A 24,259-nucleotide genomic window follows, 5' to 3' on the forward strand; every position below is an offset into this window, starting at 1 on the left:
AGCTTTAATGACATCCACAATCGGTTTCACCACAAGCTTTTTTGGCTTTCTTTTTTGGCCACCAAACAAAGGTTTTAAATAAAAACAAGAGTGCAATACTTAAGGCTGAAAAGGCTAGTATGTTTTGTAGTACTGTATTCATTATTTTAAAACTTGATACGCTATTAATGCAATTAAGTAAGCAATAGAGCTCATTGTTACTAGCTGTAATATTGGCCATTTCCAACTATTGGTTTCACGCTTTACAATAGCTAGAGTACTCATGCATTGCATAGCAAAAGCGTAAAACAAAAGTAATGAAATTCCGGATGCTAGATTGTATAACGGACCACCAATAAACGGGTTGGTCTCTTTAGCCATGCGATTTTTAATAGTATCTTCATCATCAGTACCAACGCTATAAATTGTAGCAAGAGTACCAACAAAAACTTCACGAGCAGCAAACGAACTTACTATACCAATACCAATTTTCCAGTCGTAGCCAAGAGGTTGTATTATGGGCTCTATAGCCTTTCCTGTGATACCAATGAAAGAATGCTCTAATTTGTGTGATGCTATTTTTTCATCAAGTTCATCTTGAGTTAAATTTACTGATGCATATTGTTCAGTGACTATTGCTTCGGCATTATTAAAATCATCTCCTGGACCATAAGATGCCAAAAACCACAACACTATAGAAATGGCTAAAATGATTTTACCAGCATCAAATACAAAGGCTTTTGTTTTTTCAACTACAGTTATAAAGACATTTTTAAAAAGCGGTAATTTGTATGTTGGCATTTCAACTACAAAGTAAGATTTGCTTCTAATCTTCATTATCTTATTTAGTAGGTATGCAGATCCAACCGCAGCAGCAAAACCTATGAGATACATTATAAGTAAGGTTAATGGTTTGTAACCAATGCCTAAAAGTGTTCCTTCAGGAATTATTAATGCGATAATAATTAGATACACTGGCAATCTTGCAGCACAAGTAGTAAATGGCGTTACAAGAATGGTAATAAGACGTTCTTTCCAACTTTCAATATTTCGTGTTGCCATAATAGCTGGTATCGCACATGCTGTACCAGAAATAAGTGGTACGACACTTTTACCACTTAACCCAAATCGGCGCATAATTTTATCCATTAAAAACACAACGCGGCTCATATAGCCACTTTCTTCTAAAATGGAAATAAATAGAAATAAGAATGCGATTTGTGGAATGAATATTACAATACCGCCAAGACCAGGAATAATACCTTCTGTAATTAAATTTGTAAAAACACCATCAGGTAATTTTGTCGAAAGCCACTCGCTTAGACTTGCAAACGATGCGTCAATAAAATCCATAGGTGTTTCAGCCCAGCTGTAAATAGCTTGAAATATCAAAAGCAGAATACCTAAGAATATAAGATAACCCCAAACTTTATGAGTTAAAATTCGATCTAGTTGTATACGTATATCTTTTGCAGATTTTAGATCTATGGTTTGTCCTTTTTTAAGAACGTTATTTATAAACTGATAGCGTTTTATCGTTTCTTTTTGCTGTAAACGTTTAAGATCAGATTCAGATTTTGTCTTAAAATTAGTGGCGTCGTTAATCGTATTCTTGTCAATCTTTCCAAAATTGACATCTTGTGTAATTACTAACCATAACTTGTATAAGGATTGATTAGGGAAAACATGCTCTAAACCTTCAAAATAATTAGTGTCTATGTTTCTTATATCAATACATGACTCAATAGATAATGTTTTATAATTAATGATCAAAGATTTTAAATCTTCGATACCTTTTCCTTTACGCGTACTAATTAGAGCAATCTTTGTGTCAAGTTGTGTTTCTAAATAATCAATATCTAATGATATACCCTTGTAAGACATGCGGTCAGACATGTTTATGACAAGAATTGTAGGTATTTTTAAATCCTTGATTTGCGTGTAGAGTAGAAGGTTTCGTTTAAGATTTTCAACATCAGTAACAACGACTGCTACATCCGGATAGTCCTTATCATTTTTATTTAATAAGAGCTCAATAACAACGCTCTCATCAAGTGAGGATGCATTTAAGCTATACGTTCCAGGTAAATCAATAATATGTGCTTTAACACCTCGAGGTAATTTGCATACACCTTGTTTTTTTTCGACCGTTATACCAGGATAATTACCAACTTTTTGATTAAGTCCAGTAAGTGCATTAAAAACTGAAGTCTTACCAGTGTTAGGGTTTCCTATTAAAGCAACATTAATCTGTTTACTCATTGGTTGATGGTTCTATAATAATATGCTTTGCTGTTTCTTTTCTAATGGCTAAATGAGTGCCGTTTATATTAAGATACATTGGGTCAGAAAAAGGCGCAACTTGAAGCAATTCTACATGATTGCCAGGTAGACAACCCATTTCTAATAGTTTTAAAGGAATTTCTTTTGAAGATACGTCTTTAACGATTCCTTTTTGACCTCTTTTTAAATCAGCAATTGTTAGCTGCACGCTTATTTAGATTTATTTTAAAGAAGCAAAAATAACTGAAAATAATCATAGTACTGAGTATCGTTCACAGATTTTTAAGAACCTCCAAAGTGTTTAAGCGTTTCGATATCTTCTAAAAGCCGCTCAATATCTTCTGATTGGGTACCGTCATAAAAACCACGTATTTGACGTTTTTTATCAATAAGTAAAAAATTCTCGGTATGAATCATATCAAATCTATCACCATTACCTTGAGTCTTTACTGCGAGATAACTTTTACGAGCTAGCTCATATATTTGTTTTTTATCACCCGTAACCAGGTTCCATTTAGCGTCTATAACACCTTTTTCTTTAGCATAGGTTTTAAGAACAGGTACACTATCTCTCACAGGAGTTACTGAATGCGATAATAACATCACCTCATCATCAGAAATTAACTCTTGTTGTATTTGATACATATGGTCCGTCATTATTGGGCAAATCGTCTGGCAAGTCGTAAAGAAAAAATCAGCAACATAGATTTTATCTTTGTAAGTATCTTGTGTTATGGTTTCACCATTTTGGTTGGTTAAACTAAAATCTGCTATAGTATGATATTTAGAAACATGACGAATACTCTCATCTACCATTTCATCGTTAACCCTTTCAGGATTCCAAATAGGTAAGGGCTTCTTTTGGTTAAGAGTATTGTAGATAACTCCAATAATAACAAGGCAAAGTATAGAAAAGAAGATTCCAAACTTTTTGTAACCTTTAAAAAATGTGATTAAGGACATATCACTGACTAATTTTAAGCTATGCAAAGATACATTTCAGTAAAATTTTATGCATGATTTTTGTCAGGATTTAACGTTTAAGTTTGAAGTTAATAGCCGAGCTGTTAAAAAACTGTTGAATAGAAACTTAATAATTTTCTAAATCTATTTAAAGCGTTACTTTTGTCAACTGAATTTACCGCAGTTGATTATATGGAAACCTTTTTTATAAAAGCCGCTCAGCTATTTTTAGCACTTTCGATATTAGTAGTGCTTCATGAGCTTGGGCATTTTATACCAGCAAAATTATTTAAAACTAAAGTTGAAAAGTTTTACCTCTTTTTTGATGTAAAGTTTTCATTGTTTAAGAAGAAAATTGGAGAGACAGTTTATGGTATTGGATGGTTACCTCTTGGAGGTTATGTAAAAATAGCCGGAATGATAGACGAGAGTATGGACAAAGAGCAAATGGCTCAGCCACCACAACCATGGGAATTTCGTTCTAAACCAGCTTGGCAGCGTCTCATCATCATGCTAGGTGGTGTAACGGTTAATTTTCTCTTAGCCTTTGTTATATACATTTTTGTCATCTATACTTGGGGTGAAACATATGTTGATAATAACGACTTAAAGTATGGATTAGGAGTTTCTAAAACCATGGAAACTATTGGTTTTGAGCAAGGCGATAAAATTTTAAGCATAGATGGTGTTCCTTACGAAGAGGTTGGAAGTGTTAACTCTAACCTTATGTTTAGAACAATTAATTCTATAAAAGTGTTAAGACCAAATGGTGAAACTAAGGATATTACTATCCCTGAAGATATAGGAACACGTCTTTTTGAGAGTGGCGACAGATCAGGCTTTACCAGACGCTTACCATTTAAAGTTGATTCTATTCAGCCAGATTTTCCAGCGATAAAGGCTGGTTTTAAATTAGGTGATCAAATCGTATCTATTGATGGGTATAACATTGATTATGACTCCGATTATGCGTATGCAATTAAAAACCGTAAAGACTCAGTTCTCAATATTAAGGTTAGTCAAAATGGTGTTGAAAGAGATTTAAAGATTCAACCAAATGAAGATTCTAAACTAGGCTTAATTATTAGAAATACGGATACTTTAACCAGAAGTCAGCGTGATTTTTCATTTGCTCAGAGTATTACAAAAGGGGCATCAATGGGTTACTGGACAATTAGTGATTATCTTGGTCAGTTTAAATATATTTTTACTAAGAAAGGGGCAAAAGAAATTGGAGGTTTTGCAGCTATCGGCCAATTGTTTCCATCAAAATGGAACTGGCAAGCATTTTGGATGTTAACAGCCTTTTTATCTGTGATGTTAGCTGTGCTTAACCTATTACCAATTCCTGCATTAGATGGAGGTCATGTTATGTTTTTACTTTATGAAATGATTTCTGGTCGTAAACCAAGTGAGAAATTTTTGGAGCGTGCCCAAATCATAGGATTCTTTATTTTAATTGCTTTGGTATTGTATGCGAATGGTAATGACATTTTTAAGGCGATTACTGGGTAATAGAGATTGAAAAATTATTTAAAAATTTAAAGCCTCGCTTTGTAGAGGTAAAAAAATAATATATATTTGCGCTCGCTAAAAGCGAAAAAGACACTCCTCAGTAGCTCAGTTGGTTAGAGCATCTGACTGTTAATCAGAGGGTCACTGGTTCGAGCCCAGTCTGAGGAGCAAAAAAACCCGATACAATTGTATCGGGTTTTTTTATATGGCTGGGTGAGAAGTTTATACTAAGCGAAGTCGAATCGAGCCCAGTCTGAGAATATGGTGTGCAATGCATATAAACGGTATGTAGGATGCAATACTAATGTCTGGATGTATAGGCTTAACGATCAATTCTATTACACTAGGCCAAATTATGCGTACTTATTTTTTAGATTTGGAGTAGTAGATAAATATATCCTAAAAGTCTTTAGGCCAAAAAGGCTGAAAAGTATTGAATATTGATTGATATCATTAATGGTTTTTTATGGGGGTTTACATGAGTTAATTTTTTTTCTTTGACTCAATTTCTTTATCAAGCATTTTCATGGTTTCCTCGAGTTGTTTGCTTTTTTCCTTGACATCATCAAATTTTTTATTGAACGCCTTTAACTCTTCCTGCTGTAAAGAGTCGTATTCTTTTTTACGCTTAATACTATCTTGCTGTCTTTGATATTGCATTAATTCAGCGGCCTGTTCCGCTTGAATTTTTTCCTGTTCTGCTTTGACTTGAGCTCTGTGATATTTTCTATACATATATAAGGTAGTAAGTAGTGCTATACCCAATATTGTAACTAATAGAGATTTACTTTTTTTCATTGTTTTAAGTTAGTGTTATAGATTAAGCCATTTTTTAAATTCAGAAGCTTTGTTTTTACTTATTAAAATATCAACTTCAGAGTTAGGACGTATTAGGATTTTAAGTTGGCTATTTCCGTATTTAACAATTTTATCTATCGCAGAGATTCCGATGATAAATTGTCTGTTAGCTCTAAAGAAATAGTTGCTGTCCAAATTTGTGATGAGTTCATCTAAACTTGAGTTGGATACGGTGCGTTTACCATCATTACAAATCACATAAGTGATGCCGGTATCGGTATAGATGTAAGCAATATCAGTTGTTGAAACAGGTAGAAGCTCGTTTCGTAAATAGGTTAAAATCCGTTTTTTTGACGAACTATCTAGGTCTTCATCATTTTCAATTACATTAGAATCCGAGAGTTGCTTCTGATAACTATCTAGTGCGCTATTAAGTTTAGATAAGTTAATAATCTCATCGGAAAGCTTTTCATTTTTTAATTCTAACTTCTTCTCATAATTACTTCCGATTACTCGCACAATCACAACTGAAGATAATATAAATAGGAACCCCATAATTAGCAAAATATTCCTGAAGTTGCTTTTAAGGGTATTTATATGTTGAGAAATTTTTTCTGTATTTGCATGCGCTCCAATTATCCAATCAGAATTCGTAACAGGAGATAAAAAGATGACCTGCGAATTCTCATTGTAATCAGAATTTAAATCTTGTTTATCATCTTGTATTAATTCGTACAAGTCTTTTGATGAAATCTCTTCAGTTACGGACGAGATAAAAGATTTTTTAGAGCTTATAGTTTGACCTCTAAGCTTTACATCTGGGTGACAAATAATTTTACCAGACCAGTCAAATACACTAATAAAACCAAACCCTAAATCTGTATTTTCAAGACTCTTTTGAATGCTTTTTATAACATCATCCTTAGAGTTGTTATTTGCTAATTGGTTGCCAATTAACGTGGCTACTTGTTTTGCCTCGCGCTTACTAAACTCTAATTGGGTTTCTAAAACTTTGTCTGCAGCTTCATTAACAAAGTATCTTATCGCAACACTAGAGATAATTAAAAATATTATTGAGAGTGATAAAAAAGTAAGTAAATAAAGTTTGTCTTTTCGCATGTGATGCTAAAATTTGAGTACGAATATATAAATTTTAAAATCACATTTTTTCAATTTGTACTTTCTTATTGTTTTTCCAAGCTCATCAAACAAAATGCGAAGTTGATAACCTTTAAGACTAAATTTTAGCATCCTTTTCAAGTCCTTTTTTTCACTTTTAAGCTCATTATTTCCGCTTAACATAAGTTTTGTTTTGTGCCGTGAATACAGGTAGTAATATTGTGTTGTCATAGAGCGAGTAGGACATTCGAGAGATTTCATCATGTCGTAATAATAGTATCCTTTGACGTAATAGTTAATTAAATAAAAAGTTCTACAGACTTAATTTAAATTTTGAAACATAGTATTAATCAAAACGTATTAAAAATGAAAATTAAAAGGAAAATTAAAATTGAAAATTTAGTCTACATAGTGTTAATTATACTGCTATTAATTTTTGTTAGTTGTTCAAACGATAGCGAAGATGATTTTCTAAATTCTGATGATATAGAAAACCCATCTGATGACACAAACGGAGATGATACAGATGATGATGACGATAATGAAGCTACGGTAAATTATGTAGATGATATACAGCCAATAATGAGCGCAGCATGTACTACCTGCCATGGTCAGCCACCAACAAACGGAGCACCATCATCATTTGTAACCTTTTCTCAAGTAAGTCAAAGAGCCAATTCAATATTTAACAGAATGAATCTTTCAAGTGGTGCACCAGGTGCAATGCCACCATCAGGTAGATTACCTCAAGCTACAATTGATTTAGTGCAAGAATGGATTGATGCAGGCACACCAGAGGAATAAAAAGTTCAACCACAAAAACAATCAATATGAAAACTAAAAGAATACACTTAATGCAGTTCTGCGTGGCTATATTACTTCTGATATCGTCATCCGTATCTGCACAAAAATTTATCGATAAACAAGGCATCATAACATTTGAAGCTTCAGAAGAGGCCTTTGAACCAGTTAAAGCAACCAATAGCTCGGTAACAATGATTTTAAATACCGAAACTAATGAAATAGCTGCTTTAGCATTAATGAAAGGATTTAGATTTAGAAACTCTTTAATGGAAGAGCATTTTAATGAAAATTATATAGAATCGGAAACGTATCCTAAAGCCAAATTTATAGGGAGACTGTTAGACTTTAATTATTCGAGCTTATCGGATAGTGACACTAGTGTTGTTGTGGATGGGAAAATTGTATTACGTGGAAAAGAAAAGCAAATTCGTACAACCCTAAACACAAAAAAGTCTAATGGGTCAATAATCTTGCAAGGGTCATTCAAGGTGACCCCTGCGGATTTTGATATCGAAATCCCGAGCATCGTCAGAAAGAAGATTGCCAATGAAATTATTGTGACGCTAAATTTTAAACTCGATGCAAAATGAAAAAGAAGCGTTTAATTTTTATAGCACTGTTTCTGTCAATTATAGCAGCACTGGCAGTTTACAACTATGTCTTTAATGCTAAGCATAGAGATATAGCTAAAGAAGAAGCGGCAGTAGCAATGAGCGCCGCTGAAATTTCGAATCTATTTAAAACAGACGAAAGTACAGCTACTACTAATTATCTAGATCAAGTGGTTCAATTAACAGGGAGAATTACTTCTATCGAAGATGGCCAAATAGTCTTAGATGATGGTGCACAAATTAGCTTTATCAATCCTATAGATGTTAGTAAATATTCGCAAGGAAAGACTTTAGAAATAAAAGGCAGGTGCGTAGGCTATGATGAGTTATTAGAACTTGTTAAAATTGACCAATCAACACTAATCAAAAATTAACCAACACCAATGAAATACATTTATCTATTAATCTTCATGATTCCATTCGTAGCAAGTGCTCAGGATGATTTATTTTCAGAAATAGATTCTGAAACGGAAGAAGACTATAAAACGGCAGCTTTTAAGGGATTAAAAATTGTAAACTTCGAATCCACTAAAATGATATCTAAAAAGGAACTTTATTTTGTGGTGTCTCACAGATTTGGTTCTTTAGAAACAGGGTTAAAAGATTTTTTCGGCTTGGATCAAGCAGTAACACGTCTTAATCTAATTTACGGAATTTCCGATGCAGTAAATGTTGGAATTTCTAGAAGTTCGTTCAGAAAAATTTACGAGTCTTCACTAAAGATTCGATTATTTAGAGAGAAAAAAGGTGGTTTCCCTTTTACAATTGTAAGTTCTAGTAATATATTAATTAACACATCTCTTGATGACGCAATTTTGCCTGGATTAGAGTTTAAAAACAGGTTGGGCTATACCACACAATTGCTTATTTCAAAGAAATTTAATAAGAATTTCTCATTACAATTAATACCAACGTTCTTTCATGATAATTATGTAGATGTTAATGAGCAGGATAACTCACAATATGTTATTGGCTTTGGAGGAAGACATAAACTCACCAAAAGATGGTCTTTTAATTTCGATTACGGCGTACATCTTAATAGAGCAGACACATCACCTTTTAAAAATCCACTTTCAATAGGGTTTGATTTAGAAACCGGTGGACACGTTTTTCAATTGCATTTTACTAATGCGCAACCCATGAACACAAATTCATTTTTGGGTCAGGCTACAGGAGATTGGGCTGACGGAGATATTTTCTTCGGATTTAACTTATCTAGAGTATTCTAATTCACTAATTATCAATAAAAAATCATGTCAATAGCTAAGATAGAGGTGCAGCAGAGTTTTTGTAAAAACTGCTCAAAATGCATCAAAAAAGAATTACAAATAGTCAAAGACTTAAAAAATATAAGACTTTATCCAAAGGATTCCATGATAACGTTCAACTTTATGGAAGCTAATAAATTGTCAGAAGCTTTAAATATATTGTCCAACTTAGGCTATCCCGAAATGGGAGAACGCACAATGACTAATCAAAGATCATTGTGCAGCTGTTAGTCTCTTTTTTGTCCTAAAAGCAATCAATGACATTTTAATATTAATTGGAGGTTAAGTTTTATTGGTTTGTTGATTGTTAATCCCCGAAATGATTAATTCTTTTGGGGATTATTTATAAATCGTTTTAAACCATAATAAAGAATATTAAATTTGTTGTATTATGAATCGTTTAATAAGCCTAAAAAGAATAGCTTACATTATTATTTTAATAGTGTTTTCGTGCTCAGAGAATCATGATAAAATGGTTAATGAGAATGAGGCAATTCAGCATATTAATATACTGGACGAAAACACTTCAATTCGTAATATTGATCAGTCTTTAATAGATGAGGTGATCTTGGTTGAGGGCTTAGTAAAAAATGTAAATTCTTTAAATAATAGAAATACGATTATTATAAAAGGAACTAATAATGAACTTGTTATTTGTGATATGCAAAAAAACCAAGAGCCAAAATTAAATGCAATTCATGTTGGCGATACATTAGCAATAAAAGGTATTTTGGTAGGAACTCTAAAGGACGTCATCGTTCATAATTGTGTAATAACGGATGCAGATGAGTAGAATTACAATAATTTTCCTTTTTGTTTGTAGTGTCCTTAGTGCTCAGGAGAGCAAAAAGTTAATCGCTAGGCAAGGACAAGTTTCTTTCTTTTCGTACACTTCAGTAGAGAATATTAAAGCTGAAAATAATCAGGTGCTAAGCATCATAGATTTTAATAATAATTCTATTGCAGTGAGTATGCTTATGAATGCATTTGTATTTGAAAAAGCACTCATGCGAGAGCATTTTAACGAAAGTTATATTGAATCAGATATTTATCCGACAGCTACATTTGAAGGTGATATATTAGATTTTGACCCTAATTCTAAAACAATTCAAACCAAAATCATAAAGGGTGTTTTTGAAATGCATGGTCAAAAAGAAGAACTAGAGATAAAAGTAAAAGTAGCTAATAACAATGGTGTTTTTTCAGTATCTGGAAGCTTCGAAACCCTAGTAAAAAGCTATGATATTAATATTCCACCTTTACTAGCAGGTAATATCGCTAAAAGTATAGAAGTTAACTTTAAATTTGAATACGAGCCATATGAAAACTAAGACTATTATATGCGCAATTGTATTACTGTTAGGTTGTGCTAACTTATTGAACTCTCAAGAGTTATTAGATATTTTAAAACAAGAACAAAAAGACTCAGCAAGGTACGTAACACCAGCATTTAAAATGACCAGAATCGCCTTTGGACATTCTACCGAGGTTAGAGCTAAAGGTGTTTTAGAGTTTTTTACTGCTACACGTTTCTGGAACTTCCCTGGAGATCGATCTGAGAGTTTTGTTGCAGATAAGGTAACGACTCGTATAGCTTTGGAATATGGTATAACGGATCGTTTGTCTTTTGGGGTTGGCGGTACTACTTTCGATGGACTTTTTGATGGTTATTTAAAGTATAGATTAGTATCTCAGGGTAAAGGACAAAAGACTAATCCTTTTAATATCACCCTTTTTCAAGGTGCCAGTTATAATAGTAGTTCAGGTTCTATATATTCTAATAATGCATCAATCTCATCGGATAGATTTGCATATACAACACAAGTATTAATATCTAGAAAATTCTCTAAGAAGTTTTCTTTTCAAGTCACACCGACCTTCGTTCATAAAAGCTTAGGTCTTAATGCTTCTGACAATAAAAACTTTGTTGCTATAGGATTTGGTGCACGTTATAAAATAGGGCCGCATATGTCCCTTGTTTCAGAATATTACAGAACACTCAATCCTGTAGAATCTTTCGATACATTCGACCCCTTTGCTATAGGTGTTAATTGGGAAGTTGGAGATATATTAATTCAGCTAATGTTAACCAACACAAGGAACATGGTTGAAGATACCTTTATTACCCAAACACGTAATAACTTCAATTTCAAAGATCCAAATCTTCATTTTGGTTTTAATGCAACTTATGTCATTCATTTCAATAATAAATTGAAAAACTAGGATCCTATTTAGGGGAATTAAAAAATCCCTGAGAAAATAAATTCCCAGAGATTTTTATTATGAACAAAAAGGATTTAAATGTTATGTATTAGAGATGATTATTCACCTCTATCGCGCTTACCTGGGTAAGCAATAGTTCCGTGCTCAGCTAAGTCAAGACCTTTCTCTTCAACTTCTTTGCTTACACGTAAACCTATAGTTTTCTTAAGTGTAAATAATACAATCCAAGATAAACCAACTGCCCAAACAGCGTATGCTAATGCACCTAATGCCTGTACACCTAACTGCTTAGCGCCACCACCGTTAAATAGACCAATACCAGCATCACCATCAATACCCCAAAGTCCAATAACAATAGTACCCCAAACACCGATTACACCATGTACAGAAACTGCACCAATGGCATCGTCGACTTTAAGTTTCTTTTCTATAAATTCAATTGAGAATACTACGAAGATACCACCAAGTAATCCAGCTAGTGCAGCACCAGTATCGCTCATATTACCACAACCTGCTGTAATACTAACTAAACCTGCAAGTGCACCATTTAAAGTCTGAGCTAAGTGAGGCTTACCGTACCAAATCCAAGTAGTTACAAGCGCACCAAGGCCACCTGCAGCAGCAGCTATGTTTGTAATTAATACAACATTTGATGCACCAATAGCGTCAGCACCACCCCAAGCAAGTTGAGAACCACCGTTAAATCCAAACCATCCTAACCAAAGGATAAATACACCTAAAGTAGCTAGTATCTGGTTATGACCAGGAATAGGAATAACTTTTCCATCTACAAATTTCCCGATACGTGGACCCACTAATATAGCAGCCACTAGAGCAGCCCATCCACCAACAGAGTGTACAATAGAAGAACCAGCAAAGTCGATAAAACCAAGTTCAGTTAACCAACCTTCACCTTGCCATTGCCATCCACCAGAAATAGGATAAATTAATGCCGTCATTACTACAGAGAAAATAACGTATGTAGAGTATTTTGTTCTACCCGCTATAGCTCCAGATACAATGGTTGCCGCTGTAGCTGCAAACATTGTTTGGAAGAATAAATCTGCACCTTCTCCTTGAAATAATCCACTCCAAAAGAACCATCCGTTTGATGTATCACCATACATTAAAGAGTACCCTATAATCCAGTAAGTTAAGGAACCTACACAGATATCAAGTAAGTTTTTCATGGCAATGTTTACCGCATTTTTAGAACGTGTCATACCAGATTCTACTAATGTAAATCCAGCCTGCATGAAGAATACTAAAATACCGGATAATAACATCCATAGCATTCCCATATCGCCATTAATGGCAGAGACAGCTTTTTCTAAATCTTCGGCAGTTGCTACTTCTTGAATGAGCAAGAAGTTCGTCTTTAGAAATAAAAATAAATTCGTCATAATTATTTAGTTATTTGTTAGTTTTAGAATGAATAGATAGCACCTAATACAAATGAAGATAAACTCTTAGAAGGCGCTAAATCAGTATCTATAAATGCACCATCTTCACTTGCAGAATCTAATCTTAATTCTGGCTTAATTGTTAAATCACCAAGCTCATAACTTCCAGTAAGTGTTGCCGCAAATACATTGGCATCACCATCTATATCATAAGCACCAATTGCGCCAACTCCACCTTCAGTTTCTCCAAAATATTCTCCTCTTAATCCAAGAGTAAAAGATTCTGAAGTCTTTAATTGTGGGTATAATGCTACACCATAAAAACCTGCACCATCAGTGTCATTATAAGTTGCATTTAAACCTAAGTAAAAGTCATCAGACAAATCAAAGCCACCAGTATAATCTACTTGGAAAGTAGCATCAGTACCACCAGTTTGGTTGCCGTATAAGAAGTTTAAGAATTGTCCCTTATATCCTAATTGAGCTCCAAAAGTGTAGCTGCCATCTGGGTTAAACTCTGTAAAATCAGTACTGTTCATTACAGCCAACATTAATGAGAAATCTTCAGATAATGCAAAGTCTGCTTTTAAGCCAGTATGAGAGAAAGGCCCAAAAGAGAACATATAAGATGTACTATAGTTAAAGTTACCAGTTGGCGAAATTACTTCGTAACCTAAAAATGTATTGAAGTTACCAAAAGTTAAGGTTACTGTTTCACTAACATTCCAGTATACATATAACTGGTTAACAATGTTAGAAGATCCAGATAAATTAAAAGGTGAGTTAAATACTGCTGCTTCACCTCTAGGGCCGAATACTAAATCGGCAACTGCACCAACTTTTCCGTCGGCACTTTGATACTCTCCAATTAAGTTAACCATACCAAGAGCAAAACCTGCTTGATTGGCAAACGAAGTATTAGGAGCAATTTGATTAGCGTCATTTGGCCCATCAAAGTTTGTTCTATAGTAGCCATCGACACTTCCGCTAAATGAAAATTTCTTCTTCTCTTCAGTTTCTTCTTGTGCAAAGAGATTCATCGAAATTAATGCTAAACCTGCGCATAAAATTAATCTTTTCATAATGTAAATTAGTTATTGGTTAATGGCGTCAAATGTATCTAAAGACATAAAAGTGAAAAAACTTTCTGCCCATATCGGGGCATTTTTACGAACTTGATATTTTTTGGATACTTAAAATTTGGCTTTCATTTTTTCGATGCATTATTTTTGAGGTATTAACAATTTTATTGAATAATTTTTTATGATTTTGACGAAAGACTGATAATAATTCAAAAAAAGTTATTAACAATAACGTTATCGTAGGTTGCTATTTTATTTAAATTGGTAAGATTTTGAAGAAAAAAGTTCAATTTTGGAGCAAAATATCAGTTAGTAGCTTTGGTATTTTCCAAATTTTGTTTCGACAATATTTGTGATTAAAGCCTGATAAAAAAATGGATTTAAGATGAAGTTTTTATGAGTGTTAAAAATATTTTGCTGACTCCATAATTTTTGCGTTCAAAATATGTGAAGCTGAAAATTATGTGATTGAAAAAATATCAAATTCGTAAAAAAAATCATAAATTTTTTCAAACCTATCAAGCTTTGTACTTTGGCTAGCTATCTAGATGTATAAATCGATGAAAATGTTAGAAAAACAAGGACTTTATTTACCCGAATTTGAACACGACAATTGTGGTGCAGGTTTTATATGTAGCTTAAAAGGAAATAAATCTAATGATATCATTCATAAAGCACTTGAGATTTTAGAAAAACTAGAGCATCGTGGTGCTGTTAGTGCTGATGGTAAAACAGGTGATGGCGCAGGTATTTTAATAGATATTCCACATGAATTCTTCGTAGAACATTGTGATTTTCAATTACCAAAATTTGGAGAGTATGCTGTAAGTAATGTGTTTCTGCCTCAGAAACAGAATCAAAGACACTACTGTATTGAAAAATTTGAAGATTATATAAAAGGTCAAGGATTAGAAATTATTGGATGGAGAGATGTGCCTGTTGATCCAGATATTCTAGGAGAAATTGCAGCACAAACAGAGCCGTTTATAAGCCAAGTATTTATAGGTAAAGAAGATAAGAAGCAAGATGACTTTGATTTCAAGCTCAAACTATTCACAGCCAGAAAACAAGCAGAACACCATATATATAATTCAAAATTATCAGAGTGCTCAAGGTTTTATTTGCCAAGTTTATCTACCAAGACGATTATATATAAAGGATTATTAATACCTGAAGATATTAAACTGTATTACAAAGATCTTCAAGATCCTACTTTGGTTACAAGGTTAGCATTAGTGCATCAAAGATTTTCAACAAACACTTTTCCAACATGGGATTTGGCGCAACCATTTAGATACATGTGCCATAACGGTGAAATAAATACATTAAGAGGAAATGTGTCTAGAACATTATCAAGGCAAGAGTTAATGCAAAGCGATTGGTTTGGAGAAGACATCAAAAGTATTTTCCCAATCATATTACCCGGTAAATCAGATTCAGCTTCAATGGATATGGTAGTGGAGTTATTATTAATGACTGGGCGTTCATTACCTGAGGTTATGATGATGTTAGTGCCAGAGGCATGGGAAAAAAACCCTGACATGTCTGAAGCTAAAAAAGCATTCTATGAATACAATTCGTGTATTATGGAACCTTGGGATGGACCAGCGTCAATACCATTTACAGATGGAGATTATATAGGTGCGGTTTTAGATAGAAATGGATTACGACCTTCAAGGTATTCAGTAACTAAAAATGGATATGTTATCATGTCCTCAGAAACAGGTGTTATTGATATAGATCCAAAAAACATTGAAAGTCATGGGCGATTAGAACCTGGTAAAATGTTTTTGGTAGATATGAATCAAGGCCGAATAGTTAAAGATGATGAAATTAAAGATGCGATTGTTTCAAAACAACCTTATAAAAAATGGTTAGATAAAAACTTAGTACACCTTAAAGATATTCCTGCAAAAAAAGGTCCAATAAAGCATAACGAAGATCCTTTATATAAGCGACAAGTTGTTTTTGGATACACAGAAGAAGATTTAAGAACCATTATTTTACCAATGGCTCAAAATGCTAAAGAACCAATAGGTTCTATGGGTAATGATACCCCTATTGCTGTGTTATCAGAGAAACCTCAGCTTATCTATAATTACTTCAAACAATTATTTGCACAGGTTACAAATCCACCTTTAGATGGAATTAGAGAACAACTTATAACTGACATTAGTTTAACATTAGGAAGTGATACTAACTTATTTAATATTAATGAAGACCAATGCCGAAAACTGAAAATCCAAAACCCTGTTATTTCTAAGCATGATTTGGATAAGATAAAGAACTACACAATAAATCCAGATTTTGTAGTTACCACTATTCCAATGCTTTATGAAGTAGGAAAAGGATTAAATCAATTAGAATATGCATTAGAGAATTTGGTTAAGCAAGCTTCTGATGCCATTGATAAAGGCGGAAATATTATAATACTTTCAGATAGAGGTGTCAACAAAAAAATGGCACCTATTCCGGCATTAATTGCGTGTTCTTATGTTAATCACGAATTGTATAAAATAGGGAAGCGCGCAAAAGTCAGCCTTATCATTGAGTCAGCTGAACCAAGAGAAGTGCATCATTTTGCATTGTTATTCGGTTATGGCGCAAGCGCAATAAATCCTTATATAGTTAATGAGATTGTATTTAATCAGGTAAAAAGTAAAGAGATTGAAGGTTTAGAATATTTACCAGCAATTAAAAACTATAACAAAGCCGTTGGTAAAGGTATTCTAAAGGTGATGAATAAGATTGGAATTTCTACGCTTAATTCTTATCGTGGCTCTCAATTATTCGAATGTGTTGGGTTGAATACAAATGTGATAAACACCTATTTTCCTAATACAATTACTAGAATTCAAGGGATTGGATTACGCGAAATCGAAAGAGAAATATGCAAACGTCACAAAAAAGCATTCGGAACAAATAAAGTTGAAGCTGATTTAAATTTAGAATTTGGCGGCCAATATAAATGGAGAAGACATGGCGAAAAGCACGCATTTAATCCGCTTAGTGTTGCTAAATTACAAGAAGCAGTAAGAGGTAATAAGCATAAAACATATAAAGAATATTCAGAGTTAATTAATGAGCAAACCAAACAATTAATGACTATTCGTGGGTTGTTTGAGTTTACCAATTACGACCCAATTCCTATTGATGAAGTAGAGCCTTGGACAGAGATTGTTAAGCGTTTCAAAACTGGAGCGATGTCTTATGGTTCTATTAGTAAAGAAGCACATGAGAACTTAGCGATAGCCATGAATCGTATTGGTGGTAAAAGTAACTCTGGTGAAGGTGGTGAAGATGAAGAACGCTTTTATAAAGATTTAAATGGCGATTGGAAAAACTCTGCGATTAAACAAGTCGCTTCAGGACGCTTTGGTGTTACATCCAATTATTTAACTAATGCATCAGAGATTCAGATCAAAATGGCTCAAGGTGCAAAACCAGGAGAAGGTGGACAATTACCTGGAAGAAAGGTAAATCAGGCTATAGCTAAGACACGAAATTCTACACCTTATGTAGGACTTATTTCTCCGCCGCCACATCACGATATATATTCTATCGAAGATTTATCACAATTAATATATGACTTAAAATCAGCAAACCGTGAAGCAAGAATTAATGTGAAATTGGTTTCTGAAGTTGGCGTAGGTACAGTCGCTGCTGGTGTTGCTAAAGCAAAAGGTGATGTTATTCTTATTTCTGGTCATGATGGTGGTACAGGTGCTTCACCATTAACATCCTTGAAGCATGCAGGATTACCATGGGAATTAGGGCTAGCCGAAGCACAGCAAACACTTGTGATGAATGATTTAAGAAATCGTGTTGTATTAGAGTGTGACGGCCAAATGAAAACCGGGCGAGATGTTGCTATCGCATGTTTGTTAGGTGCTGAAGAGTTTGGTTTTGCAACCGCACCATTAGTAGCTTCAGGTTGTGTAATGATGCGAGTGTGTCATTTAAACACATGTCCTGTTGGTATAGCAACTCAAAACCCAGAATTACGTAAAAAGTTTAAAGGTAAGCCTGAGCATGTAGTTAACTTCATGTACTTCGTAGCTCAAGAGCTAAGAGAAATAATGGCGCAGCTTGGTTTTAGAACAGTTAACGAGATGGTTGGTCAAGTTCAAAAACTAGATCGTAATAAAACTATTGAACATTATAAATCACTAGGTTTAGATTTATCACCAATATTGCACCAAGTTGAAGTTGAAGATGATGTTAAATTATACAATACCGAAAAGCAAGATCATAATCTCGACAAGTCACTAGATTTTGAAATTATAAGTAAAGCACATCCTGCATTATTCAGAAAGGAAAAAACAGTTTTAGAATGTAACATTACTAATATGGATAGAGCTTTCGGAGCAATTTTAAGTAATGAAATTTCTAAAATCTATGGTGCACAAGGGTTACCAGAAAACACATTAAAAATCAACTTTACAGGTTCGGCTGGTCAAAGCTTTGGCGCTTTTGCTACAAATGGATTGTCTTTAGTAATTAATGGTAATTCAAACGATTATTTAGGTAAAGGACTTTCGGGAGCAAAGATTGTTGTAAAAGTACCCGATGAATCAACTTTAGTTCCTGAAGACAATATCATAATTGGTAATGTGGCATTGTATGGTGCTACTTCTGGCGAAGCTTATATTAACGGTAAAGCTGGTGAACGTTTTTGTGTGCGTAATTCTGGAGCAAAAGCAGTAGTTGAAGGTATTGGAGATCATGGGTGCGAATATATGACCGGAGGAGTTGCAGTGATTCTGGGAGAAGTTGGTCGTAATTTTGGAGCTGGAATGAGCGGTGGAATTGCTTATGTATACAACCCAAATAATACATTTGAAAAGCACTGTAATAAAGAAGGTTTAAATCTCGAGTCGGTAGTCCTTGAGGAAGATATTCTAGAGCTAAAAAATCTTATAGAGAAGCATTATAATGCAACCTTAAGTCCATTAGCTCAACGCATACTTGAAAATTGGCAAAAAGAACTTCCAAAGTTCATCAAGGTGCTTCCAGAAGAGTATCGCCAAGCATTGATTAGAATAGAACAAGAAAAAATTGTAAACGCATAATTATGGGAAAAGTAACAGGATTTTTGGAATATGAACGCGTTGATGAAGCTTATGAAAAAGTCAATAAACGCTTAAAAAATTATAATGAGTTTACAATTCCTTTAAAAGAATCAAAACTCCAAGAACAAGGTGCAAGATGCATGGATTGTGGTATCCCATTTTGCCATAGCGGTTGTCCCTTAGGAAATTTAATTCCTGATTTTAATGACAAAGTCTACAAAGGCAGATGGAAAGAAGCAGTAGAGATTTTACATGCTACTAATAATTTTCCAGAGTTTACTGGGCGCTTATGTCCAGCACCGTGCGAAGAAGCTTGTGTTTTAGGTATTAATGAAGACCCAGTTTCTATTGAAAATATTGAAAAAAATATTGTGGAAACAGCTTTTAGTGAAGGTTGGATTAAAGCAAAACCACCCAAAACAAGAACAGACAAAAAAGTTGCAATAATAGGTTCTGGACCTGCAGGACTAGCAGCTGCTCAACAACTAAATAGGGCTGGGCATTATGTAACGGTTTTTGAAAGAGATGCTAAAGTTGGTGGATTATTACGTTACGGCATACCAGATTTTAAGTTAGAAAAACAAATAATTGACAGACGCTTAGACGTATTAGAAGAAGAAGGAATTGTCTTTAAAACCAATGCCAATGTTGGAAAAAATGTAAGCGTAGAAACCATAAAAGCTGAGTTTGATGCCGTGCTTTTATGCGGCGGAGCAACAGTAAGGCGCGAAATTCCTATAAAAGGGAATCATTTAAAAGGCATTCATCAGGCGATGGATTTCTTAAAGCTCAATAATCAACATGTTGATGGCTTAGTAGATTTTAAGCATATAATTTCTGCAAAGGATAAAAACGTAATTGTAATAGGTGGTGGAGATACAGGTTCAGATTGTATCGGTACAAGTAATAGACATGGCGCAAATGAGGTCATAAATTTCGAAATTTTAAATAAGCCTACGGTTGGTAGACCAGCGCACCAACCTTGGCCATATTGGCCAATGAAGCTAAAAACAACTTCGTCTCATCAAGAAGGTGTAGAACGGTTTTTTAGTATATCAACCAAAGAGTTTTTAGGAGATAAAAATGGAAACCTCGTCGGATTAAAAACAGTTGAGGTTGAGTGGCTTTTCAAAGAAGGCGAACGCCCACAATTAAAAGAAATTCCAGGAACAGAAAAACAATGGGACTGCGATTTAGTATTATTAGCCTTAGGATTTACGGGTTCTGAAAAAACTCTTGCCGAACAATTTGGATTAGAAATGGATTTTAGAACTAACATAAAAGCAACTACACAAGATTATGCTACTAATGTAAAAGGTGTCTTTGCTGCTGGCGATATGCGCCGTGGTCAATCACTAATTGTATGGGCAATTTCTGAAGGCCGGCAAGCAGCACATCATGTTGATGCTTATTTAATGGGAAGTTCTAATCTTCCTCTAAAAGAAGAAGGCGATTTGCCAAGAGTATAATTTTGAATACCCAATAATAATTAGCCTTTCATAGTTTTGAAAGGCTTTTTTATTAAAAATTAACAGTCTTGAACATCATATAAAAATACACTTAAAAAACTGATAATCAATATTTTAATAAATCTCTCTCAGGATTGGATTTAACTATTATTCTTCAAGCATAATTACTAAAGAAAATCTAAAAATTACTTTAGATGTAATTAGTAGAAAATGAATAAACTAAATAAATATAGCAAGACAGTTACCCAAGATCCAACACAGCCAGCAGCACAAGCAATGTTGCATGCTATTGGCTTAACTAAAGAGGATTTTTATAAACCAATTATTGGTATTGCAAGTACTGGTTACGAAGGCAATCCTTGTAACATGCACTTAAATGATTTAGCAAAACTGGTTAAAGAAGGCACACAGAATGAAGATGTTGTAGGCTTAATATTCAATACTATAGGAGTAAGTGATGGTATTTCTATGGGGACACCAGGAATGCGCTATTCTTTGCCATCTAGAGATGTTATTGCGGACTCTATGGAAACTGTTGTTCAGGCAATGAGTTATGATGGTTTGGTTACTGTTGTTGGTTGCGATAAAAATATGCCAGGTGCTTTAATGGCAATGATTAGACTAAATCGTCCTAGTATTTTAGTTTATGGAGGAACTATAGATTCAGGATGTCATAACGGAAAAAAATTAGATGTTGTTTCGGCTTTTGAAGCATGGGGAAGTAAAGTTGCTGGGACTATGGATGAGGTAGAATACCAGAATATTGTTGAAAAAGCATGTCCAGGTGCTGGTGCATGTGGCGGTATGTATACGGCAAATACAATGGCATCTGCAATTGAAGCTTTAGGTATGTCTTTACCTTTTAATTCTTCTAACCCAGCATTAAGTAATCAAAAAAAGGAAGAGTCTGTAAAAGCAGGCGAAGCTATGCGAGTACTGTTGGAGAAAGATATAAAGCCTTCAGACATTATCACTAAAGAGTCATTAGAAAATGCTATCCGTTTGGTAACTGTTTTAGGAGGCTCTACAAATGCAGTGCTTCACTTTTTAGCTATTGCCAGGGCTGCTGATATAGAGTTTACGTTAAAGGATTTTCAAAATATAAGTGATAATACACCATTCTTAGCAGACTTAAAACCCAGTGGTAAATACCTCATGGAAGATGTGCATAACGTTGGTGGTATTCCTGCGGTACTCAAATATTTGCTTAAAAAAGGATTGATTCATGGCGATTGTTTAACAGTAACAGGAAAGACGCTTGCCGAAAATTTACTAAACGTTGAAGACTTAACTGAAGGGCAAGATGTTATTAAACCTCTTGAAAATCCTATAAAAGCTACTGGTCATTTAAGAATGTTATATGGCAATTTGGCTACAGATGGTAGTGTCGCAAAAATTACTGGAAAAGAAGGCTTAAGCTTTAAAGGCAGAGCCAAAGTTTTTGAAGGTGAGTACGCTGCTAATGATGGAATAAGAGACGGAAAGGTAGAAAAAGGAGATGTGGTTGTTATTCGTTATGAAGGCCCAAAAGGTGGGCCAGGAATGCCAGAAATGCTTAAACCTACAGCAGCAATTATGGGTGCTGGTTTAGGTAAAGATGTGGCATTAATTACTGACGGTCGCTTTTCTGGAGGGACACATGGTTTTGTGGTAGGACATATAACACCTGAAGCTCAAGAAGGCGGAAATATTGCACTCGTTAAGGATGGAGATATAATAACAATTGATGCAGAAACTAACTCTATTTCGGTTGAAGTTTCTGAGGAAGAGTTACAAGAAAGAAGACAAAATTGGAAAGCACCAGAGTTAAAATTTGAACGTGGTGTTTTATATAAATATGCAAAAACAGTTTCATCAGCATCTAAAGGATGTGTGACCGATGAATTTTAGTTCCCTCGAAAGTGGGAATCTCAACAAGAGAACCAAGAGAACATGAAACAAACACAAACAATAGAAGAGAACAAACCCGTAGCCGAAAATACGCAGCGCATCTCAGGTAGTGAGGCTATTGTAAAATGCTTAATTGCTGAAGGTGTAGATGTACTTTATGGATATCCTGGCGGTGCAATAATGCCCGTTTATGATGAGCTTTATAAGTATCAAGACAAACTTCACCATGTATTAACACGTCATGAACAAGGTGCTACTCACGCGGCTCAAGGTTATGCGCGTATTTCTGGTAGAGTAGGTGTTGCTATTGCAACTTCTGGTCCAGGCGCAACAAACTTAATAACGGGTATTGCAGATGCACAGATAGATAGTACGCCAATGGTTTGTATTACGGGTCAAGTAGCCTCACATTTATTGGGTAGTGATGCATTTCAAGAAACAGATATTGTTGGTATTTCTACACCAATCACCAAATGGAATCACCAAATTACGAAGGCATCCGAAATTCCTGAAGTTATTGCCAAGGCATTTTATATTGCTAAAAGTGGACGTCCAGGTCCGGTTTTAATAGATATCACTAAAGACGCACAATTCGAAGAACTTGACTTTTCATATAAAAAATGTGAAGGTATAAGAAGCTACAAACCAATTCCTAAGGTTGATAATGAGCAATTAAAAGCAGCAGCAGAGCTGATTAATAATGCTAAAAAACCTTTAGTAGTTTGGGGACAAGGTGTAATTCTTGGTGAAGCTGAAGAAGAGTTTAAAGCGGTAATTGAGAAAGCGGGATTACCTTCTGCTTGGACCATTTTAGGAGCCTCTGCAATTCCTACATCTCATCCACTAAATGTTGGTATGGTTGGAATGCATGGCAACTATGCACCTAATGTTTTAACTAACGAATGTGATGTTTTAATCGCTATCGGAATGCGATTCGATGACCGTGTAACTGGAAATTTAGCAACCTATGCTAAACAAGCACAAGTTGTTCATTTTGAAATTGACCCAGCTGAAGTAGACAAAAACGTTAAAACTGATGTAGCTGTTTTAGGAGATGCAAAAGAAAGTTTGACAGAGTTATTGCCTTTACTTGATAAAAATTCGCATTCAGAATGGCATCAAAAGTTTAAAGACTTATACCAAATAGAGTTCGAAAAAGTCATTAAAAATGACCTTCATCCAACGAAAGAAGGTTTAACCATGGGCGAGGTATTAAAAGAGATTAATATACAAACCAAAGGTGAAGCTGCTATTGTTAGTGATGTAGGACAGCATCAAATGATAGCTTGTCGTTATGCTGAGTTTAATCAAACCAAAAGCAATATTACCTCTGGCGGTTTAGGTACAATGGGCTTTGGGTTACCTGCTGCTATTGGTGCTAAGATGGCAGCACCAGAACGTGAAGTTATTTCTATTTGTGGAGATGGTGGTTACCAAATGACTATTCAAGAATTGGGAACGATTTTTCAAACTAAAGCGGCTGTAAAAGTAGTGGTATTGAATAATGATTTTCTGGGTATGGTACGCCAGTGGCAACAGCTGTTTTTTGATAAGCGCTACGCATCAACTGAGTTAGTAAACCCAGATTTTGTAACTATCGCTAAAGGCTATTTCCTCAATGCAAAACGTGTAACCAAAAGAGAAGAACTGGCTGAAGCAGTAAAAGAAATGATTGAAAGCAAAGAGCCATATTTCTTGGAGGTATGTGTAGAGAAAGAAGATAATGTATTTCCTATGATTCCTACTGGCGCAACAGTTTCAGATATAAGATTAGAATAAG

The 24,259-nt window shown here is 34.4% G+C and carries 20 protein-coding genes and 1 tRNA gene; 13 read left to right on the top strand and 8 right to left on the bottom strand.

Features of this window, described 5'->3' with window-relative positions; all coding sequences use genetic code 11:
- Nucleotides 1-4 precede the first annotated feature (4 nt).
- The 4 genes from ED556_RS03585 to ED556_RS03600 all read right to left on the bottom strand — a co-directional run bounded on the left by ED556_RS03585 (nucleotide 5) and on the right by ED556_RS03600 (nucleotide 3,225).
- On the bottom strand, nucleotides 5-142 hold the full coding sequence (locus ED556_RS03585) for a FeoB-associated Cys-rich membrane protein (protein ID WP_296319419.1): 138 nt from the start codon (nucleotides 140-142) through the stop codon (nucleotides 5-7).
- Nucleotides 142-2,241: a ferrous iron transport protein B gene (gene feoB, locus ED556_RS03590; protein ID WP_296319421.1), complete on the bottom strand. Its 2,100-nt coding sequence runs from the start codon at nucleotides 2,239-2,241 to the stop codon at nucleotides 142-144. The genes ED556_RS03585 and feoB overlap by 1 nt, the downstream gene beginning before the upstream one ends.
- Nucleotides 2,234-2,470 carry a FeoA family protein gene (locus ED556_RS03595; RefSeq protein ID WP_296319423.1) on the bottom strand — a complete coding sequence of 79 codons (237 nt, stop codon included), beginning with the start codon at nucleotides 2,468-2,470 and terminating at the stop codon, nucleotides 2,234-2,236. Before ED556_RS03595 ends, feoB begins: the two co-directional genes overlap by 8 nt.
- Nucleotides 2,471-2,544: 74 nt before the next feature.
- Entirely contained in the window at nucleotides 2,545-3,225 is a 681-nt protein-coding gene (locus tag ED556_RS03600) for an SCO family protein (RefSeq protein WP_296319425.1), read from the bottom strand.
- A 162-nt stretch (nucleotides 3,226-3,387) separates the two neighbouring features.
- On the opposite strand from ED556_RS03600, the gene rseP reads away from it, so the two are divergent.
- Both rseP and ED556_RS03610 read left to right on the top strand, forming a co-directional pair.
- Nucleotides 3,388-4,740, top strand: a complete 1,353-nt coding sequence (gene rseP, locus ED556_RS03605) for an RIP metalloprotease RseP (RefSeq protein ID WP_366663737.1) — start codon at nucleotides 3,388-3,390, stop codon at nucleotides 4,738-4,740.
- Between the two features lie 94 nt (nucleotides 4,741-4,834).
- A tRNA-Asn gene (locus ED556_RS03610) sits at nucleotides 4,835-4,908 on the top strand.
- A 315-nt stretch (nucleotides 4,909-5,223) separates the two neighbouring features.
- Here the strand turns inward: ED556_RS03610 and ED556_RS03615 are convergent.
- Both ED556_RS03615 and ED556_RS03620 read right to left on the bottom strand, forming a co-directional pair.
- Nucleotides 5,224-5,538: a hypothetical protein gene (locus tag ED556_RS03615; protein ID WP_296319427.1), complete on the bottom strand. Its 315-nt coding sequence runs from the start codon at nucleotides 5,536-5,538 to the stop codon at nucleotides 5,224-5,226.
- 15 nt (nucleotides 5,539-5,553) lie between these two features.
- Nucleotides 5,554-6,657, bottom strand: coding sequence for a LytTR family transcriptional regulator (locus ED556_RS03620; RefSeq protein ID WP_296319429.1), 1,104 nt, complete (start codon nucleotides 6,655-6,657; stop codon nucleotides 5,554-5,556).
- 366 nt (nucleotides 6,658-7,023) lie between these two features.
- On the opposite strand from ED556_RS03620, the gene ED556_RS03625 reads away from it, so the two are divergent.
- The 7 genes from ED556_RS03625 (at nucleotide 7,024) to ED556_RS03655 (ending at nucleotide 11,563) form a co-directional block, all read left to right on the top strand.
- On the top strand, nucleotides 7,024-7,461 hold the full coding sequence (locus ED556_RS03625; RefSeq protein ID WP_296319431.1) for a hypothetical protein: 438 nt from the start codon (nucleotides 7,024-7,026) through the stop codon (nucleotides 7,459-7,461).
- Between the two features lie 26 nt (nucleotides 7,462-7,487).
- Nucleotides 7,488-8,051 carry a YceI family protein gene (locus ED556_RS03630; RefSeq protein WP_296319433.1) on the top strand — a complete coding sequence of 188 codons (564 nt, stop codon included), beginning with the start codon at nucleotides 7,488-7,490 and terminating at the stop codon, nucleotides 8,049-8,051.
- A complete protein-coding gene (locus ED556_RS03635) occupies nucleotides 8,048-8,446 on the top strand; it encodes a hypothetical protein (protein ID WP_296319435.1) in 399 nt (132 codons plus the stop codon). Before ED556_RS03630 ends, ED556_RS03635 begins: the two co-directional genes overlap by 4 nt.
- A gap of 9 nt (nucleotides 8,447-8,455) precedes the next feature.
- Nucleotides 8,456-9,301: a DUF5777 family beta-barrel protein gene (locus ED556_RS03640; RefSeq protein WP_296319436.1), complete on the top strand. Its 846-nt coding sequence runs from the start codon at nucleotides 8,456-8,458 to the stop codon at nucleotides 9,299-9,301.
- 430 nt (nucleotides 9,302-9,731) lie between these two features.
- The gene (locus ED556_RS03645) at nucleotides 9,732-10,133 is read left to right on the top strand and encodes a hypothetical protein (RefSeq protein ID WP_296319439.1); all 402 of its coding nucleotides are present in this window, start codon (nucleotides 9,732-9,734) and stop codon (nucleotides 10,131-10,133) included.
- Complete coding sequence (locus tag ED556_RS03650; RefSeq protein ID WP_296319441.1) at nucleotides 10,126-10,671, top strand: YceI family protein; 546 nt, start codon at nucleotides 10,126-10,128, stop codon at nucleotides 10,669-10,671. Before ED556_RS03645 ends, ED556_RS03650 begins: the two co-directional genes overlap by 8 nt.
- Nucleotides 10,661-11,563 (top strand): DUF5777 family beta-barrel protein, encoded by a 903-nt coding sequence (locus ED556_RS03655; protein WP_296319443.1) that lies wholly within the window; start codon nucleotides 10,661-10,663, stop codon nucleotides 11,561-11,563. The genes ED556_RS03650 and ED556_RS03655 overlap by 11 nt, the downstream gene beginning before the upstream one ends.
- A 98-nt stretch (nucleotides 11,564-11,661) precedes the next feature.
- Here ED556_RS03655 and ED556_RS03660 read toward each other — a convergent pair whose 3' ends face one another.
- Entirely contained in the window at nucleotides 11,662-12,966 is a 1,305-nt protein-coding gene (locus tag ED556_RS03660) for an ammonium transporter (protein ID WP_296319445.1), read from the bottom strand.
- Nucleotides 12,967-12,989: 23 nt separating this feature from the next.
- Nucleotides 12,990-14,048: a porin gene (locus tag ED556_RS03665; RefSeq protein ID WP_296319447.1), complete on the bottom strand. Its 1,059-nt coding sequence runs from the start codon at nucleotides 14,046-14,048 to the stop codon at nucleotides 12,990-12,992.
- 560 nt (nucleotides 14,049-14,608) lie between these two features.
- On the opposite strand from ED556_RS03665, the gene gltB reads away from it, so the two are divergent.
- The 4 genes from gltB to ilvB all read left to right on the top strand — a co-directional run bounded on the left by gltB (nucleotide 14,609) and on the right by ilvB (nucleotide 24,258).
- Complete coding sequence (gltB, locus tag ED556_RS03670; RefSeq protein ID WP_296319449.1) at nucleotides 14,609-19,120, top strand: glutamate synthase large subunit; 4,512 nt, start codon at nucleotides 14,609-14,611, stop codon at nucleotides 19,118-19,120.
- A gap of 2 nt (nucleotides 19,121-19,122) precedes the next feature.
- The gene (locus ED556_RS03675) at nucleotides 19,123-20,589 is read left to right on the top strand and encodes a glutamate synthase subunit beta (RefSeq protein ID WP_296319451.1); all 1,467 of its coding nucleotides are present in this window, start codon (nucleotides 19,123-19,125) and stop codon (nucleotides 20,587-20,589) included.
- Nucleotides 20,590-20,799: 210 nt separating this feature from the next.
- Entirely contained in the window at nucleotides 20,800-22,479 is a 1,680-nt protein-coding gene (gene ilvD, locus ED556_RS03680) for a dihydroxy-acid dehydratase (RefSeq protein WP_296319453.1), read from the top strand.
- A 42-nt stretch (nucleotides 22,480-22,521) separates the two neighbouring features.
- Nucleotides 22,522-24,258 (top strand): biosynthetic-type acetolactate synthase large subunit, encoded by a 1,737-nt coding sequence (ilvB, locus tag ED556_RS03685; RefSeq protein WP_296319455.1) that lies wholly within the window; start codon nucleotides 22,522-22,524, stop codon nucleotides 24,256-24,258.
- The last annotated feature ends 1 nt before the right edge of the window (nucleotide 24,259 follow it).

Origin of the sequence: Winogradskyella sp. (assembly GCF_003712105.1) — a bacterium.
Classification (GTDB): domain Bacteria; phylum Bacteroidota; class Bacteroidia; order Flavobacteriales; family Flavobacteriaceae; genus Winogradskyella.

Coding starts and splice junctions, on each gene's coding strand:
- feoB (WP_296319421.1), bottom strand. CDS start 2,241: ATGAGTAAACAGATTAATGTTGCTTTAATAGGAAACCCTAACACTGGT.
- ED556_RS03635 (WP_296319435.1), top strand. CDS start 8,048: ATGAAAAAGAAGCGTTTAATTTTTATAGCACTGTTTCTGTCAATTATA.
- ED556_RS03630 (WP_296319433.1), top strand. CDS start 7,488: ATGAAAACTAAAAGAATACACTTAATGCAGTTCTGCGTGGCTATATTA.
- ED556_RS03655 (WP_296319443.1), top strand. CDS start 10,661: ATGAAAACTAAGACTATTATATGCGCAATTGTATTACTGTTAGGTTGT.
- ED556_RS03625 (WP_296319431.1), top strand. CDS start 7,024: ATGAAAATTAAAAGGAAAATTAAAATTGAAAATTTAGTCTACATAGTG.
- ED556_RS03660 (WP_296319445.1), bottom strand. CDS start 12,966: ATGACGAATTTATTTTTATTTCTAAAGACGAACTTCTTGCTCATTCAA.
- ilvD (WP_296319453.1), top strand. CDS start 20,800: ATGAATAAACTAAATAAATATAGCAAGACAGTTACCCAAGATCCAACA.
- ED556_RS03585 (WP_296319419.1), bottom strand. CDS start 142: ATGAATACAGTACTACAAAACATACTAGCCTTTTCAGCCTTAAGTATT.
- gltB (WP_296319449.1), top strand. CDS start 14,609: ATGAAAATGTTAGAAAAACAAGGACTTTATTTACCCGAATTTGAACAC.
- ED556_RS03620 (WP_296319429.1), bottom strand. CDS start 6,657: ATGCGAAAAGACAAACTTTATTTACTTACTTTTTTATCACTCTCAATA.
- ED556_RS03640 (WP_296319436.1), top strand. CDS start 8,456: ATGAAATACATTTATCTATTAATCTTCATGATTCCATTCGTAGCAAGT.
- ED556_RS03650 (WP_296319441.1), top strand. CDS start 10,126: ATGAGTAGAATTACAATAATTTTCCTTTTTGTTTGTAGTGTCCTTAGT.
- ED556_RS03600 (WP_296319425.1), bottom strand. CDS start 3,225: ATGTCCTTAATCACATTTTTTAAAGGTTACAAAAAGTTTGGAATCTTC.
- ED556_RS03675 (WP_296319451.1), top strand. CDS start 19,123: ATGGGAAAAGTAACAGGATTTTTGGAATATGAACGCGTTGATGAAGCT.
- ED556_RS03615 (WP_296319427.1), bottom strand. CDS start 5,538: ATGAAAAAAAGTAAATCTCTATTAGTTACAATATTGGGTATAGCACTA.
- ilvB (WP_296319455.1), top strand. CDS start 22,522: ATGAAACAAACACAAACAATAGAAGAGAACAAACCCGTAGCCGAAAAT.
- ED556_RS03665 (WP_296319447.1), bottom strand. CDS start 14,048: ATGAAAAGATTAATTTTATGCGCAGGTTTAGCATTAATTTCGATGAAT.
- ED556_RS03645 (WP_296319439.1), top strand. CDS start 9,732: ATGAATCGTTTAATAAGCCTAAAAAGAATAGCTTACATTATTATTTTA.